Annotated in this window: 12 protein-coding genes; 9 read left to right on the top strand and 3 right to left on the bottom strand. The window is 68.4% G+C overall.

The annotated features are described in order from the left end of the window. Positions 1 to 18 precede the first annotated feature (18 nt). Together PV762_RS14560 and PV762_RS14555 are read right to left on the bottom strand one after the other, a co-directional pair. Entirely contained in the window at positions 19 to 426 is a 408-nt protein-coding gene (locus PV762_RS14560; protein WP_421035734.1) for a response regulator, read from the bottom strand. Continuing rightward, positions 426 to 899 (bottom strand): GAF domain-containing protein, encoded by a 474-nt coding sequence (locus PV762_RS14555; protein WP_421035733.1) that lies wholly within the window; start codon positions 897 to 899, stop codon positions 426 to 428. The genes PV762_RS14560 and PV762_RS14555 overlap by 1 nt, the downstream gene beginning before the upstream one ends. 555 nt (positions 900 to 1454) lie before the next feature. Here PV762_RS14555 and PV762_RS14550 point away from each other — a divergent pair. The 5 genes from PV762_RS14550 (at position 1455) to PV762_RS14530 (ending at position 6302) form a co-directional block, all read left to right on the top strand. Continuing rightward, the gene (locus PV762_RS14550) at positions 1455 to 2447 is read left to right on the top strand and encodes a sulfate ABC transporter substrate-binding protein (RefSeq protein ID WP_421035851.1); all 993 of its coding nucleotides are present in this window, start codon (positions 1455 to 1457) and stop codon (positions 2445 to 2447) included. Between the two features lie 91 nt (positions 2448 to 2538). After that, a complete protein-coding gene (cysT, locus tag PV762_RS14545; protein ID WP_421035732.1) occupies positions 2539 to 3420 on the top strand; it encodes a sulfate ABC transporter permease subunit CysT in 882 nt (293 codons plus the stop codon). Position 3421: 1 nt separating this feature from the next. After that, the gene (cysW, locus tag PV762_RS14540; RefSeq protein WP_421035731.1) at positions 3422 to 4312 is read left to right on the top strand and encodes a sulfate ABC transporter permease subunit CysW; all 891 of its coding nucleotides are present in this window, start codon (positions 3422 to 3424) and stop codon (positions 4310 to 4312) included. After that, positions 4309 to 5382: a sulfate/molybdate ABC transporter ATP-binding protein gene (locus tag PV762_RS14535; protein ID WP_421035730.1), complete on the top strand. Its 1074-nt coding sequence runs from the start codon at positions 4309 to 4311 to the stop codon at positions 5380 to 5382. Before cysW ends, PV762_RS14535 begins: the two co-directional genes overlap by 4 nt. Next, entirely contained in the window at positions 5379 to 6302 is a 924-nt protein-coding gene (locus PV762_RS14530; protein ID WP_421035729.1) for a CysB family HTH-type transcriptional regulator, read from the top strand. Before PV762_RS14535 ends, PV762_RS14530 begins: the two co-directional genes overlap by 4 nt. Before the next feature lie 10 nt (positions 6303 to 6312). On the opposite strand, the gene PV762_RS14525 is transcribed toward PV762_RS14530, so the two are convergent. Continuing rightward, positions 6313 to 7266 (bottom strand): hypothetical protein, encoded by a 954-nt coding sequence (locus PV762_RS14525; RefSeq protein WP_421035728.1) that lies wholly within the window; start codon positions 7264 to 7266, stop codon positions 6313 to 6315. A gap of 135 nt (positions 7267 to 7401) precedes the next feature. On the opposite strand from PV762_RS14525, the gene PV762_RS14520 reads away from it, so the two are divergent. The 4 genes from PV762_RS14520 (at position 7402) to PV762_RS14505 (ending at position 13673) form a co-directional block, all read left to right on the top strand. Beyond that, positions 7402 to 8349, top strand: coding sequence for a CysB family HTH-type transcriptional regulator (locus tag PV762_RS14520; protein WP_421035727.1), 948 nt, complete (start codon positions 7402 to 7404; stop codon positions 8347 to 8349). 152 nt (positions 8350 to 8501) lie between these two features. After that, a complete protein-coding gene (locus PV762_RS14515; RefSeq protein ID WP_421035726.1) occupies positions 8502 to 11273 on the top strand; it encodes a TonB-dependent receptor plug domain-containing protein in 2772 nt (923 codons plus the stop codon). Between the two features lie 192 nt (positions 11274 to 11465). Continuing rightward, positions 11466 to 12491 carry a sulfate ABC transporter substrate-binding protein gene (locus PV762_RS14510; protein ID WP_421035725.1) on the top strand — a complete coding sequence of 342 codons (1026 nt, stop codon included), beginning with the start codon at positions 11466 to 11468 and terminating at the stop codon, positions 12489 to 12491. A gap of 168 nt (positions 12492 to 12659) precedes the next feature. After that, positions 12660 to 13673 carry a TIGR02285 family protein gene (locus PV762_RS14505; protein WP_421035724.1) on the top strand — a complete coding sequence of 338 codons (1014 nt, stop codon included), beginning with the start codon at positions 12660 to 12662 and terminating at the stop codon, positions 13671 to 13673. The last annotated feature ends 18 nt before the right edge of the window (positions 13674 to 13691 follow it).

Below are 13691 nucleotides of genomic sequence, written 5' to 3'. Positions count from 1 at the left end.
GCGGGACAGGACGGGAGGCTAGTGCTTGACGCCGGGAGGCGCCGGTGGCTCGGCCAGATCCTGGATCACTTCCAGCGCCGTCTTCACCTTGAACGGCTTGAGCATGATCCTTCGCACATCCAGCTCCTTGTAGAGCTGCGCCGTCGACAGATCGCAGGCTTCGGCGGTCAGCGCGACCGGCGTTCCCGCCGCGCATCGCAACGCGCCGGCGCGCACGCTCTGCAGCAGCGCCAGCGCCTCCAGCCCCTGCCCGATGTCCAGCAGCAGGCCGTCCATCGGCTGGCTTTCCAGCAGGCGGTGCGCCGCCTCGAGGCTGCTCGACTCATGGACCTCCGCGATCTGCAACTGACGCGCCACCATCGCGACGGTGCGGCGGAACAGCGAATGCGGATCGACCAGCAGCAGTTGTCGTCGGGAGCCCGGCATCACTGGCCCTCCTCGACCGTCTGGCCCACCAGTTCCGAGACCGCCAGGTCGCGCAGGCTCATCAGGATGGCCAGGTCGGTTTCATCCAGCGTGCGTCGTCGCCGGTCGATCAGGCACAGCGTGCCGATGCGCACCCCCGGCCGGACCTCCAGCGGCGCGCCCGCATAGAAGCGGATCTTCGGATCGCCCAGCACCATCGGGTTGTCGGCGAAGCGCGGATCCTGCGTCGCGTCCTCCACCACCATCACCTCGGGCACATGGATCGCGTGGCCGCAGAAGCTGCTCTTGCGGTCCATCTCGCACACCGCCAGCCCGTAGCGAGCCTTGAACCACTGGCGGTGGTCGTCGACCAGGCTGATCAGCGCGATCGGCACGCCGAATTCGTCGGCGGCGAACTCGACGATGCGATCGAAAAGCTCGCGCAAGGCCTGGATCCGGTCGGCTTCGTTGTCGGGAATCGGGGCATTCATCATGGAGGCGGTTCCTCGCTCGTCCGATGTCGTTCTCTGCGTGCGCGGCGACGAACTGTCGCCGCGCCTTCGAGACCCCAGACTATCCGACTTGTCCACAGGGCGCCACTCGGGCCCTCCGTCAGGCGGAAGCGTCCCATATGAGGGTCGCGCAGCTGCTTGCGCCCATTGCGCATTGGCGTCATGCGCGGCCGGCGCCCAGACTCCGTTCCACGGGGCGCGCCCATGTCGCCCCCGCCGGCGGCGGCAGTACGGCCGCCGGGAAGGCATGGTGAGAGCCCAGGTCGCGACCGGGGGCCGCCCTCGGGGTCTTGGGGGAGGCGCTTCCGGCGGTGTCCGTTCGCGGTCCTGGCGCTTTTCCGTCGCCCTCGCATATGCGTTATGCGAGATAAGCAAATGCCCAAACAATCGTTCCTGGAATAAGGACTGTTTGGCAAGCTTCGCAGCCCGACCTTCAACGTCGCCGGCCCACGCCTGCTTGCCCTGTCCGCCATGACCCAGAACAACGCCCACCAGAACGCCCGTCCCCTGTTCTCCGCTTCGCGCCGCCAGGCGTTGATGCTGGCTGCGGCGGTGCCGCTGCTGGGGTCGTCGATGCTGGCGAGCGCGGCCGACCAGCCGACCACGCTGCTGAACGTCTCCTACGACGTCGCGCGCGAGCTCTACAAGCAGATCAATCCGGCGTTCATCGCGTCGTACAAGGCCAAGACCGGCCAGACGATCACGGTGAACCAGTCGCACGGCGGCTCGTCCAAGCAGATCGGTTCGGTGATCGGCGGCCTGGAGGCCGACGTGGTCACGATGAACCAGGCGACCGATGTCGACACCCTGGCCGAGAAGGGCCTGACCGGCGCGGACTGGCGCAGCAGGTTCCCCAACGCCGCCGCGCCGTACAGCTCGACCATGCTGTTCCTGGTCCGCAAGGGCAACCCCAAGGGCATCAAGGACTGGGCCGACCTGGCGCGTCCCGGCATCTCGGTGATCATCCCCAACCCCAAGGTGACCGGCAACGGCCGCTACGGCTACCTGGCCGCGTGGGGCAGCGTCGTCGCCAAGGGCGGCACCGACGCGCAGGCCAAGGACTTCGTCTCCAAGGTACTGGCCAACGTGCCGGTGCTCGACGGCGGCGGCCGCGGCGCCACGACCACCTTCACACAACGCGGCATCGGCGACGTGCTGCTGACCTTCGAGTCGGAAGCCGAGCTGATCGAGAACGAGTTCGGCAAGGGCAACTTCGAGGTGGTCGCACCCAGCCTCTCCATCGAAGCCGACGCACCGGTCGCGGTCGTGGACAAGGTCGCCGCCAAGCGCGGTTCCGCCGCGCTGGCCAAGGCCTACCTGGACTTCCTGTGGACGCCGGAAGGCCAGGAAATCATCGCGCAGAACAACTTCCGCCCGCGCGATGCCGCCATCTTCAAGAAGCATGAGAAGCGCTACGCGCCGATCAAGCTCTTCACCGTCGACCAGACGCTGGGCGGCTGGGCCAAGGTCGGCAAGACCCATTTCGCCGACGGCGGCACCTACGACCAGATCATGGCCGCGCGCCGCTGATCGACGTCGCGTCCGCGCATCGCCGACACCGATGGTCCAGACGCCGCCGACGCCCCTCCCGACCCCGCTCCGCTGATCCTCCGACCTCACGATGAACACCGCCGTGCTCCCCGCGACGCAGGCCGCCCCCGCGCCCGCCCGCAAGCGACGCCGCGTGCTGCCCGGCTTCGCACCGACGCTGGGCTTCACGCTCTTCTATCTCTCGCTGCTGGTGCTGATCCCGCTGTGCGCGGTCTTCCTGAAGTCCGCCGGCCACGGCGCCGAGGCCTTCTGGGCCGCGGCGACCTCGCCGCGGGTGCTGGCCTCGTACCGGCTGAGCTTCGGCGCGGCGCTGCTGGGCGCGTTCATCAACGTGATCTTCGGCTTCATCCTGGCCTGGTCGCTGGTGCGCTACGACTTCTTCGGCAAGAAGCTGGTGGACGCGCTGATCGACCTGCCCTTCGCGCTGCCGACCGCCGTGGCCGGCATCGCGCTGACGGCGCTCTACGCGCCCAACGGCTGGATGGGCCAGTGGCTGGAGCCGCTGGGCGTCAAGGTGGCCTTCACGCCGCTGGGCGTGCTGATCGCGCTGATCTTCATCGGCCTGCCCTTCGTCGTGCGCACGGTGCAGCCGGTGCTCGAGGACCTGGACACGGAGCTGGAGGAAGCCGCCGCCTCGCTGGGCGCGCATCGCTGGCAGGCCTTCCGACTGGTGGTGCTGCCGATGCTGACGCCCGCGCTGCTGACCGGCTTCGCGCTGGCCTTCGCGCGCGCGGTGGGCGAGTACGGCTCGGTGATCTTCATCGCCGGCAACATGCCCTTCGTCAGCGAGATCACCCCGCTGATGATCATCACCAAGCTGGAGCAGTACGACTACGTCGGCGCCACCGCGATCGCGGTCGTGATGCTGGTGTTCTCCTTCCTGCTGCTGCTGGGCATCAACGGACTGCAGGCCTGGAGCCTGCGTCGCAACGGACTCGACGGGAAGCGCTGACATGGCCGGATCCGCCGCATCGCTCGGCCGCGCCCGCCCGGCCGGCCACTACCAGGGCAACCCCGCCACGGCGGAGAAGCGCTGGGTGCGCTACACGCTGCTGACGCTGGGCCTGTCCTTCTTCGCCCTGTTCCTGCTGCTGCCGCTGGCGGCCGTCTTCACCGAGGCGCTGCGCAAGGGCTGGGACACCTACCTCGCCTCGCTGATCGAGCCCGACGCGGTCTCCGCGATCAAGCTCACGCTGCTGGCGGCGGTGATCTCGGTGCCGCTGAACATCGTCTTCGGCGTCAGCGCCGCCTGGGCCATCACCAAGCACGACTTCCGCGGCAAGCAGCTGCTGATCACGCTGATCGACCTGCCGTTCTCGGTCTCGCCGGTGGTCGCGGGCCTGATCTACGTGCTGATCTTCGGCGCCCAGGGCTGGTTCGGCCCGTGGCTGCAGGAGCACGACGTCAAGATCATCTTCGCCGTGCCCGGCATCGTGCTGGCCACCGTGTTCGTGACCTTCCCGTTCGTCGCTCGGGAGCTGATCCCGCAGGTGCAGGCGCAAGGCCGGGACGAAGAGGAAGCAGCGACCGTGCTCGGCGCCAGCGGCTTCCGCACCTTCTGGCACGTGACGCTGCCCAACATCAAGTGGGGCCTGCTCTACGGCGTGATCCTGTGCAACGCGCGCGCCTTCGGCGAGTTCGGCGCGGTGTCGGTGGTCTCGGGCCACATCCGCGGCCAGACCAACACGCTGCCGCTGCAGGTCGAGATCCTCTACAACGAATATCAGTTCGCCGCGGCCTTCGCGGTCGCATCGCTGCTGGCCCTGCTGGCGCTGGTGACGCTCGGGCTCAAGCAGCTCGTGGAATGGCAAGCGACGCGTAGTGTCGTGAAGGAAGAAGCATGAGCATCCAGGTCCGCAACATCCACAAGTCCTTCGGCAGCTTCACCGCGCTGGGCGACGTCAGCCTGGACTTCCCCACCGGCGAACTGACCGCGCTGCTGGGCCCGTCGGGCTGCGGCAAGACCACGCTGCTGCGCATCATCGCGGGGCTGGAGACGGCCGACCGCGGCCAGGTGCTGCTGGACGGCGCCGATGCGTCGGACACGCATGTGCGCGAGCGCGAAGTCGGCTTCGTGTTCCAGCATTACGCGCTGTTCCGCCACATGACGGTCTTCGACAACGTGGCCTTCGGGCTGCGCGTGAAACCGCGCAAGCAGCGTCCGCCGGAATCCGAGATCAAGCGCAAGGTGCATGAGCTGCTGCAGCTGGTGCAACTCGACTGGCTGGCCGACCGTTATCCGCCGCAGCTGTCCGGCGGCCAGCGCCAGCGCATCGCGCTGGCCCGCGCGCTGGCCGTCGAGCCGCGCGTGCTGCTGCTGGACGAGCCCTTCGGCGCGCTGGACGCCAAGGTCCGCAAGGAGCTGCGTCGCTGGCTGCGCCGCCTGCACGACGAGCTGCACATCACCAGCATCTTCGTCACGCATGACCAGGAAGAAGCGCTGGAAGTCGCCGACCGCGTCGTGCTGATGGATCACGGCCGCGTGGAACAGGTCGGCTCGCCGATCGAGGTCTACCAGCGTCCGGCGACCCCGTTCGTCTACGGCTTCCTCGGCGCGGTCAACCGCTTCGAAGGCCGCGTGGACAGCGGCATCGTTCGCGTCGGCGACCAGACGCTGGCACAGGGCGCCGCCGCTTCGATCGAAGGCGCTCAGCACGGCCTCGTGCAGGCGTATGCGCGTCCGCACGAGCTGGTGATCATCCCGTCGCAGGATGCGCCGGGTCTGCCGGCGACCGTCGAACGCGTGCTGGCCTTCGGCGCCGCCGCGCGAGTCGAACTGCGCGGCGCGCAGGGCGAGCATCTGGAAGCGGAACTCAGCCGCGAACAGGCCGAAGCGCTGCAGCTCTCCGCCGGTCAGCACGTGCGGCTGCAGGCTTCGCGCCTGAGCCTGTTCGGCATCGACCAGGCGGCATGAACCTCCAGCAGTTGCGCATCGTCCGCGAGGCGGTGCAGCAGAACTTCAACCTGACCGAGGTGGCGGCCGCGCTGTTCACCTCGCAGTCGGGGGTGAGCAAGCACATCAAGGACCTGGAGGACGAACTCGGCGTCGAACTGTTCCAGCGTCGCGGCAAGCGCCTGCTCGGGCTGACCGAACCCGGCAAGGAGTTGGCGGTCGTCGTCGACCGCATGCTGCAGGACGTGCGCAACATCAAGCGTCTGGCGCAGCAGTTCAGCAGCGCCGACCAGGGCCAGCTGACGATCGCGACGACGCACACGCAAGCGCGCTATGCGCTGCCGCAGGTCGTGGCGCGCTTCAAGGCCGCGTATCCGCGCGTGCACCTGGTGCTGCATCAGGGCAGTCCGTCGGAGATCGTCTCGCTGCTGCAATCGGGCGAAGCCGACATCGGCATCGCGACCGAGGCGCTGGGCAAGGACGACGCGTTCGTCACCTTCCCGTTCTACGAATGGCGCCACGCGGTCGTCGTGCCGGAAGGGCATGCGCTGACGCGCCAGCCGCTGACGCTGGAGACGCTCGCCGAGCAGCCGCTGATCACGTACCACGAGGGCTACACCGGCCGCGCACGCATCGACGCGAGCTTCGCCGCGGCTGGCCTGGCACCGGACCTGGTGATGTCGGCGCTCGATGCCGACGTCATCAAGACCTACGTGCAGATCGGGCTGGGCGTCGGCGTGATCGCGGCGATGGCCTTCGAGCCCGCACGCGACGCCGGCCTGCAGCTGATCGACGCGACCCACCTGTTCCCGCCCAACACCACCCGCATCGCGCTCAAGCGCGGGCACTACCTGCGCGGTTTCGCCTATCGCTTCCTCCAGGAATGCGTGGCCGAACTGACCGAGGAAGCGGTGCGCGAGGCGATGGATCCGGACGCTTGAGCGACCGCTCTCACTTCGGCGCGCTGGCCGCCGGCTTCGCGTAGAAGTAGAACGCGTCGATCCGCGGACCGTAGCGGGCCTTGGCCTCGGGGCTCAGGTGGGAGATGAATTCGTCCCGCATGAACTGCCGCGCCTGCGGCGGGGAGAGGACGCGCTCCACCTGCTCGATGGTGCGTTTGCCCCAGGCGTTGCGCGGACAGGCGATGCCCGAGATCACCGGACTGCTGAAGCCCTCGATCGGCACGCTGACGAGGTCGGCGGTCGAGACCTTGCCGTTGCCGCTCGCGGCGCCGATGGCGCGGAACTCCTGCTGGTTGGCCAGCACGAAATCGAATTCGATCGTGTAGTCGGCGCGGCCGACCGCGATCATCGACAGCATGTTGCCGCCGAAATCCGGCGTCGTGTATTCGTCGATCACGCCGGCCGGCCGCCTGGCCAGAAGCGCATCCAGCGCGCGTCCGTAGCTGCGTCCCGCGACCACCGCGCCGCGCAGCTGCTTGTCGGCCCAGATCTTCTCCAGGTCGACATCGCCGTCCGGCAGCCGCGGCAGTCTGGGCAGCGCGTGGCGCCGCACCATCAGCTGGTGCGGCGGGATCAGGTGGGTATCGAAGAAGTAGGCGACGGCCTCGCGCTCCGGCGTCCGCAGCACGCCGAGGTGGCAGGCGGGCTCGCCGTCCTCGACCATGCGCCAGCTGCGCTTGACGTTGGCGATCAGCACCTCGTGCTTCGCGGGCGTCCCCCAGTTTGCCGTCAGATAGTCCGAGAGCGGCTGCGCCAGGCCGCGCCGCACGGGCACCGAAGCCGCGCCGGGCGCGGGCGTCGCCACCGTGTCGACCTCGGGCATCAGCCAGACGAACTTCTCGACCGCCCAGGTCGCGGCGGGCGCGCACAGGAGGAGGGCGCAGGCGATCGGGCGCGCGACGGTCGACCACGGGAGCGAAGGCAGCAGGGAACGACGATTCATCTTCTATGCACATGCATCCGGCGCGGGAATGCTTATCGGTTTTTGTTGGAGGACACCGGGGTCGCGGATTCGAATAATCAATCCGCATAAGCAATCTGCTTTCCCGCAGTTTCCCCCCGATCGATGTGGCCGACGATGAACTTCCAACAACTCCGATCCGTCCGCGAGGCCCAGCGCCGCAACTTCAACCTGACCGAGGTGGCGCAGGCGCTGCACACCTCGCAGCCCGGCGTGAGCCGCCAGATCCGCGAACTCGAGGACGAGCTCGGCATCGACATCTTCATCCGCGCCGGCAAGCGATTGACCGGGCTCACCGAGCCGGGTCGCAACGTGATGCCCATCGTCGAGCGCCTGCTGCGCGAGGCCGAGAACCTGCGCCGCGCCGGCGAGGACTTCGCCCGCGCCGACAGCGGCCATCTACGCATCGCGGCGACGCACAGCCAGGCGCGTTACGCGCTGCCGCCAGCGGTGCGCGACTTCCGCGAATCGCATCCGGAAGTCAGCCTGCAGTTCACTCAGGGTTCGCCCCAGCAGGTCGCGCGCCTGCTGATCGACGGCGAGGCGGACATCGGCATCGCCACCGAAGCGCTCGCGCTGCATCCGCAGCTGCTGACGCTGCCCTGCTACCGCTGGACCCACACGGTGCTGGTGCCGCCCGGCCATCCGCTGGAGGCCGAAGCCGACGCCGGCACGCCACTGACGCTGGAGCGTCTGGCCGAGTTCCCGGTCATCACCTACGAGACCGGCTACACCGGCCGCTCGCACATCGACGATGCCTTCGCCGCGGCGGGGCTGGACCTCAACGTCGTGCTGGTCGCGATGGACGCGGACGTGATCAAGACCTACGTCGAACTGGGTCTGGGCGTCGGCATCGTCGCCGCGATCGCCTACGACGAGGAACGCGACCGGCATCTGCGCTCGATCGATGCGCGTCACCTGTTCGCGGACAACCTGACGCGACTGGCGGTGCGTCGCGACGCCTACCTGCGCGACTACGTCTACGCCTTCATCGAGACCTTCGCGCCGCCGCTGTCGCGCGAGCTGGTGGAGCAGGCGCGCGTCGCGCCGAACGGCTCGGATTGAGCGGACCTCATCCCCTCGAGGGGTGCCGAAAGAAATTCCTCATGTGCATAGACCGGGTGCACAGCTAAGCAACGCAGAAAGCATTGGTTCATCGCGGCGAGGTCGCTTCCTAGAGTGACGGGCTCACCTGTTCACTCCCACAAGGAAGTCTCTTGAAGCAGTTCGTCGAGCACGTGGCCCGCCACACCGGACCGGCCGCCACACTGGCCGCGGCATTGGCCGCCGCTTTCCCCGTCAGCGCCGCCTTCGCGCAACAGGCCCCACCGTCCGTCACGCCCGCGGCCTCCGCCGCGGCGCCGCAGGACACGGCGGCGGCCAAGGACGCACCGCTGCCGTCGGTGGTCGTGACCGGCTCGCGCATCTCGCGCGTCAACAGCGAGGGGCCGAGTCCGATCACCGTCATCAAGTCGGAAGACCTGGACCGCCTCGGCTACAAGAACGTCTCCGACGCGCTGAGCAGCCTGACCGAGAACACCGGCTTCACGCAGGGCGAGGACTACGGCAACACCTTCACGCCGGCCGCCAACGCGATCAGCCTGCGCGGCCTCGGACCCAACCACACGCTGGTGCTGGTCAACGGCCGGCGCGTCGCCGACTACCCGACCGCCTATGAGGGCTCGGTCAACTTCGTCAACATCGCCAACATCCCGTCCGCGCTGATCGACCGCATCGAGGTGCTCAGCGGCGGGGCGTCGTCGGTGTACGGCTCCGACGCGATCGCGGGGGTCGTCAACATCGTGCTGAAGAAGCATGTCGACGGCGTCACCGTGAACCTGCGCGCCGGCGGCACGGAACGCGGCGGCGGCGAGAACGCCCGCGCGCAGATCACGGGCGGTCTCGATGCGGGTCCACTGAAAGGCGTGTGGGGCGTCGAACTGAGCGGACGCCAGCCGATCTGGAGCCGCCAGCGCGACTTCATGGCCGACACGACCTTGAAGGGTGCCGCACCGTCGGTCGTCATCGGCCGGCGCAATGCCAACGGCGGCGCCTACCTGGCGCCGACCGACGGCTGCGCGGGCGCGGGATCGCTGTTCGAGGGCTCGGTCTCGCCTTACACGGCGAAGAACGGCATCTACTGCGGCAGCGGCCGTGCTTCGACGACCTACTGGACCACGCAGACCGGCAATCGCAGCGCGCAGGCTGCGGGCTCGCTGACGCTTGCGCTGGACCACGGCCTCGAGCTCTTCGCCGAAGGCCAGTTCGGCTGGGCGAGGACCGAGAACAACACCCGCGGTCCGACGTGGACTTCGGACATCGCCAACAAGGGCTACTTCCGCAACGCAACGACTGGCCAGCTGGAAATCTGGACGCGGCGCTTCGCGCCCGAGGAACTCGGCGGCGTGGACAACTTCAACCGCAAGTGGCAGGACGCGACGCACAACGTGGCCGTCGGCGCGCGCGGGGAGCTCACCGGCACCTGGACCTTCGAGGTCGCGGCCAACAGCTCCTACTATCTGAACCGCACGACGACGCCGCGGCTGACTGCGGGCATCGAGCAGCTGCTGCTCGGACAGCAGCTCGGCACCGAGACCGACGGCACGCCGATCTATTCGGCCGATCCGGCGCGCCTGTTCCGGCCGCTGACGCCGCAGGACGTGGAGAGCGTCACCGACCGCAGCTGGACGCGCAACGCCAGCTGGAACCAGCAGCTGAGCGCTTCCGCCAGCGGCGAGTGGTTCCAGCTGCCCGGCGGACCGGTGCGCGCGGCCGTCGTGGCCGAAGCCGGCACGCAAGGCTTCCGCAACGAAGCGGATCCGCGGTTGGGGCAGGGCGTGTTCTACAACACGAGCGCCTCGGCGACCGTGCGCGGCACGCGCGAGCGGCTGGCGCTCGGCGGCGAGCTCAACGCGCCGATCACGAAGCAGCTCACCGCGACGCTCGCCGCGCGGCATGACCGCTACGAATTCGCCGGCCGCAGCGACGGCAGCACGACCTACAACGCGGGCCTCGAGTTCCGGCCACTGTCTTCCCTGCTGCTGCGCGCGCAGCACGCGACCAGCTTCCGCGCGCCGGACATGAATTACATCTTCGCGCAGCAGACGAAGGGCTACTACTCGTCGTCGACGGACTACTACCGCTGCAAGCAGACCGGCCAGCCGCTGTCGACCTGCGACTTCGCGGACGTCTCGCCGGGCTTCAACTTCGTGCGGACCGGCTCGTCGGACCTGAAGTCCGAGCGCGGCCGCTCCTGGGGCGTGGGTGCGGTGTGGCAGCCGGCCTCGTCCTTCGACGTGTCGCTGGACCTGTGGAAGATCGCCATCCGCGACCTGGTCACCGACCTCAGCGCCGACGGCGTGTTGCGCGACGAATCGGACTGCCGCACCGGCGTCAAGGACATCCAGTCGCCGACCTGCGTCGACGCGATCGCACGCGTGCGCCGCAATCCGGCCGACGCGCTGGTCCGGCCGGGCGAGGTCGCGGAAGTCCGCGTCAACCCGATCAACGCGGCCAACGAATCGACCTGGGGCGTCGACGTCGGCACGCGCTACTCGTGGAGAACCGCGTCCTGGGGCAAGTGGACGGTCGACGCGAAGTACACGCGGGTGAAGAGTTTCAAGTACCAGCAGTTCGCCGGCGATGAGAACCGCAACGTGGTCGGCACGTCCGACTTCAGCGACTGGCCGAGCCGGCTCAATGCCAGCGTGGTCTGGCAGACCGGCGACTGGACGCACGCGCTCTCGGCGCAGCGCAACGGCCGCATCCATCGCGAGGACCAGGAAGGCACGCTGGGCCCGTACTGGAACTTCAACGCCAGCACCGCCTGGCAGATCGGCAAGCGCACCAGCGTCAGCCTGATCGTCAACAACCTGTTCGACAAGATCCGTCGCGATCCGAGCGCCACCTGGCCGTACTACCCGGTGGGCTACTACTCGCCGCACGGCCGGCAAGGCTGGATCGAGCTGGAGCACCGCTTCGGCGCCTGAGCGCCGTGGCGTCGTGCCATCGGTTCCGACTGCCGCGGCGACCCCGCCCCGGCTTGCGGGCCGCGCCTCACGAGGGAGCGGCCCTTTTTTCCGGGAACGGTGCAAAGCAAAGCAGATCTTCTTCGTTCCCTTTGAATGTGCGCTTGCCTACATTGAGCGCTCCCCTCCACCCCCCGTGATGAGAAGAATCCCGTGAACCCACTTCGTCGCACCGTCTCGCTGCTCGCCACCGCCGCCCTGCTGAGCGGTGCCGCGCTGATGCCCGCGGCCCACGCCCAGGGCTCGGTCACGCTGCTCAACGTGTCCTACGACCCGACCCGCGAGCTCTACCAGGACTACAACGCGGCCTTCGCGAAGTACTGGAAGGCCAAGACCGGCGAGACGGTCACGGTGAAGAACTCGCACGGCGGCTCGGGCAAGCAGGCGCGCTCGGTGATCGACGGCCTGGATGCGGACGTCGTCACGCTGGCCCTGGCTTACGACATCGACGCGCTGCACGACCACGGCAAGCTGCTGCCGGCCGACTGGCAGAAGCGTCTGCCGAACAACGCCTCGCCCTACACCTCGACCATCGTGTTCCTGGTGCGCAAGGGCAATCCGAAGCACATCAACGACTGGCCGGACCTGGCCCGCAGCGGCATCGACGTGATCACGCCGAATCCGAAGACCTCGGGCGGCGCGCGATGGAACTACCTGGCCGCATGGGCGTATTCGCTGAAGCAGCCGGGCGGCAACGCCGACTCGGCCAAGGCCTTCGTCAAGCGCATCTACGCCAACACCAAGGTGCTGGATTCCGGCGCGCGCGGCGCCACGACCACCTTCGTCGAACGCGGCATCGGCGACGTGCTGATCGCCTGGGAGAACGAGGCTTACCTGGCGGTGAAGGAACTCGGTCCGGACAAGTTCCAGATCGTCACCCCCAGCCTGTCCATCCTGGCCGAGCCGCCGGTGTCGGTGGTCGACAAGACGGTCGACAAGAAGGGCACGCGCAAGGCGGCGCAGGCTTATCTGGAATACCTGTATTCGCCGGAAGGCCAGGAGATCGCGGCCAAGAACTACTACCGCCCGCGTGACGCCAAGATCGCCGCGAAGTACGCCAAGACCTTTGCCCCGGTGAAGCTGGTGACCATCGACGAGGTCTTCGGCGGCTGGCGCAACGCGCAGAAGACCCACTTCGACGACGGCGGCGTCTTCGACCAGATCAGCGCGGTGCGCTGAGTCCCGACGGGACCCCGCTTCACCCTTTCAACGTTTGTCTCCTCGGTCGGTCTCGGGCGCCCTATCCACGGCGTCAAAGGCAACAAGACCGTTCGCTCTGTGCGAGCAGCCCCGCGGGCCACAAGCCGGCGGGGCTTTTTTTCGCTCCGCCGCCAGGACAGGTCCGGCATGACCCACTACCCCTTCGGGGCGACGGGGCAGCAACACCCGGCCACAGGGACCGACAGCGATCCTCGTATGCTGTCGCCCGTGACGTTCTTCTCTTCGATCCGCTTGCGCCTGACGGCCCTGCTGCCAATCACCATCCTGCTGCTGACGGCGACGGGCGCACACGCCCAGGCGGCCGGCGCAACGCCGGTCCCCGGCGCAGCCGCCCCGGTCGCTCCCGCCATCACCAAGATCACCTGGCTCGCCTCCGACCACGCGCCGCAGATGACCGGCTCCGACGCCAGCGGCGTGACCGGACGTGTGACGACCTACCTGGCGAAGCAGTGGCCGGGCGTCCGCCACGAGATCGTCTTCGCGAACGCCAAGCGCAGCTGGCAGATGATCGAGAGCGGCGAGGAGGTCTGCCGTGCCAACATGGTGCGCACGACGGAACGCGAGAAGTTCGCGTACTTCATCAACACGCAGCTCACCCCGCCGCCCGGGCTCATCGTCCGGCGGGACCGCGTCACGCGTCTGCCGCGCAATGCCGCCGGCGAGGTGCTGCTGCCCAAGCTGCTGGCCGACCCCTCGCTGCGCGGCGCGCTCATCGACGGTCGCAGCTATGGTCCCGCGCTGGATGCGCAGATCGCGGCACGCCCGGCCGGCAGTGCCGTGTCGCTCTACTCGCCGAAGGATTTCGGCGCGCGCCTGCTCCAGATGGTGAGCCTCGAGCGCGCGGATTACTCCATCGACCTGGACATGGCGCTGGTCATGGCCGGCAATCCCGCGGAACTGGTCGCCGTCCCCATCCAGGACGCCGGCGATCTGGTGATGGCCGGCATCGCCTGCCCGCGCACGCCGTGGGGACTGGCCGCCATCCGCGGCATCGACAAGGCCTACGGACGTCCCGAAGGCGCCGCCAACCTGCGCCAGGGCCTGATGCGCTGGCTCACCCCGGAAACGAAGGCCCACTACGCGGCCCGCTTCGACGCGTTCTATCGCGAACGCGCCAAGCCGTCCCGCCTCGATCCCTGATCGACCCTTGATCGATGG

It is taken from the genome of Mitsuaria sp. CC2 (assembly GCF_048957715.1).
In the GTDB taxonomy this organism is placed as follows: Bacteria; Pseudomonadota; Gammaproteobacteria; order Burkholderiales; family Burkholderiaceae_C; genus Roseateles.
The sequence above is the reverse complement of the archived record's forward strand: the minus strand, read 5'-3'. Positions and strand labels throughout refer to the sequence as shown.

What these genes read in the sequence shown, in the direction of transcription:
- PV762_RS14560 (WP_421035734.1), bottom strand. Translation starts at nt 426, where the DNA reads ATGCCGGGCTCCCGACGACAACTGCTGCTGGTCGATCCGCATTCGCTG.
- PV762_RS14530 (WP_421035729.1), top strand. Translation starts at nt 5,379, where the DNA reads ATGAACCTCCAGCAGTTGCGCATCGTCCGCGAGGCGGTGCAGCAGAAC.
- PV762_RS14525 (WP_421035728.1), bottom strand. Translation starts at nt 7,266, where the DNA reads ATGAATCGTCGTTCCCTGCTGCCTTCGCTCCCGTGGTCGACCGTCGCG.
- PV762_RS14505 (WP_421035724.1), top strand. Translation starts at nt 12,660, where the DNA reads ATGACCCACTACCCCTTCGGGGCGACGGGGCAGCAACACCCGGCCACA.
- PV762_RS14555 (WP_421035733.1), bottom strand. Translation starts at nt 899, where the DNA reads ATGATGAATGCCCCGATTCCCGACAACGAAGCCGACCGGATCCAGGCC.
- PV762_RS14550 (WP_421035851.1), top strand. Translation starts at nt 1,455, where the DNA reads ATGCTGGCTGCGGCGGTGCCGCTGCTGGGGTCGTCGATGCTGGCGAGC.
- cysW (WP_421035731.1), top strand. Translation starts at nt 3,422, where the DNA reads ATGGCCGGATCCGCCGCATCGCTCGGCCGCGCCCGCCCGGCCGGCCAC.
- PV762_RS14520 (WP_421035727.1), top strand. Translation starts at nt 7,402, where the DNA reads ATGAACTTCCAACAACTCCGATCCGTCCGCGAGGCCCAGCGCCGCAAC.
- cysT (WP_421035732.1), top strand. Translation starts at nt 2,539, where the DNA reads ATGAACACCGCCGTGCTCCCCGCGACGCAGGCCGCCCCCGCGCCCGCC.
- PV762_RS14535 (WP_421035730.1), top strand. Translation starts at nt 4,309, where the DNA reads ATGAGCATCCAGGTCCGCAACATCCACAAGTCCTTCGGCAGCTTCACC.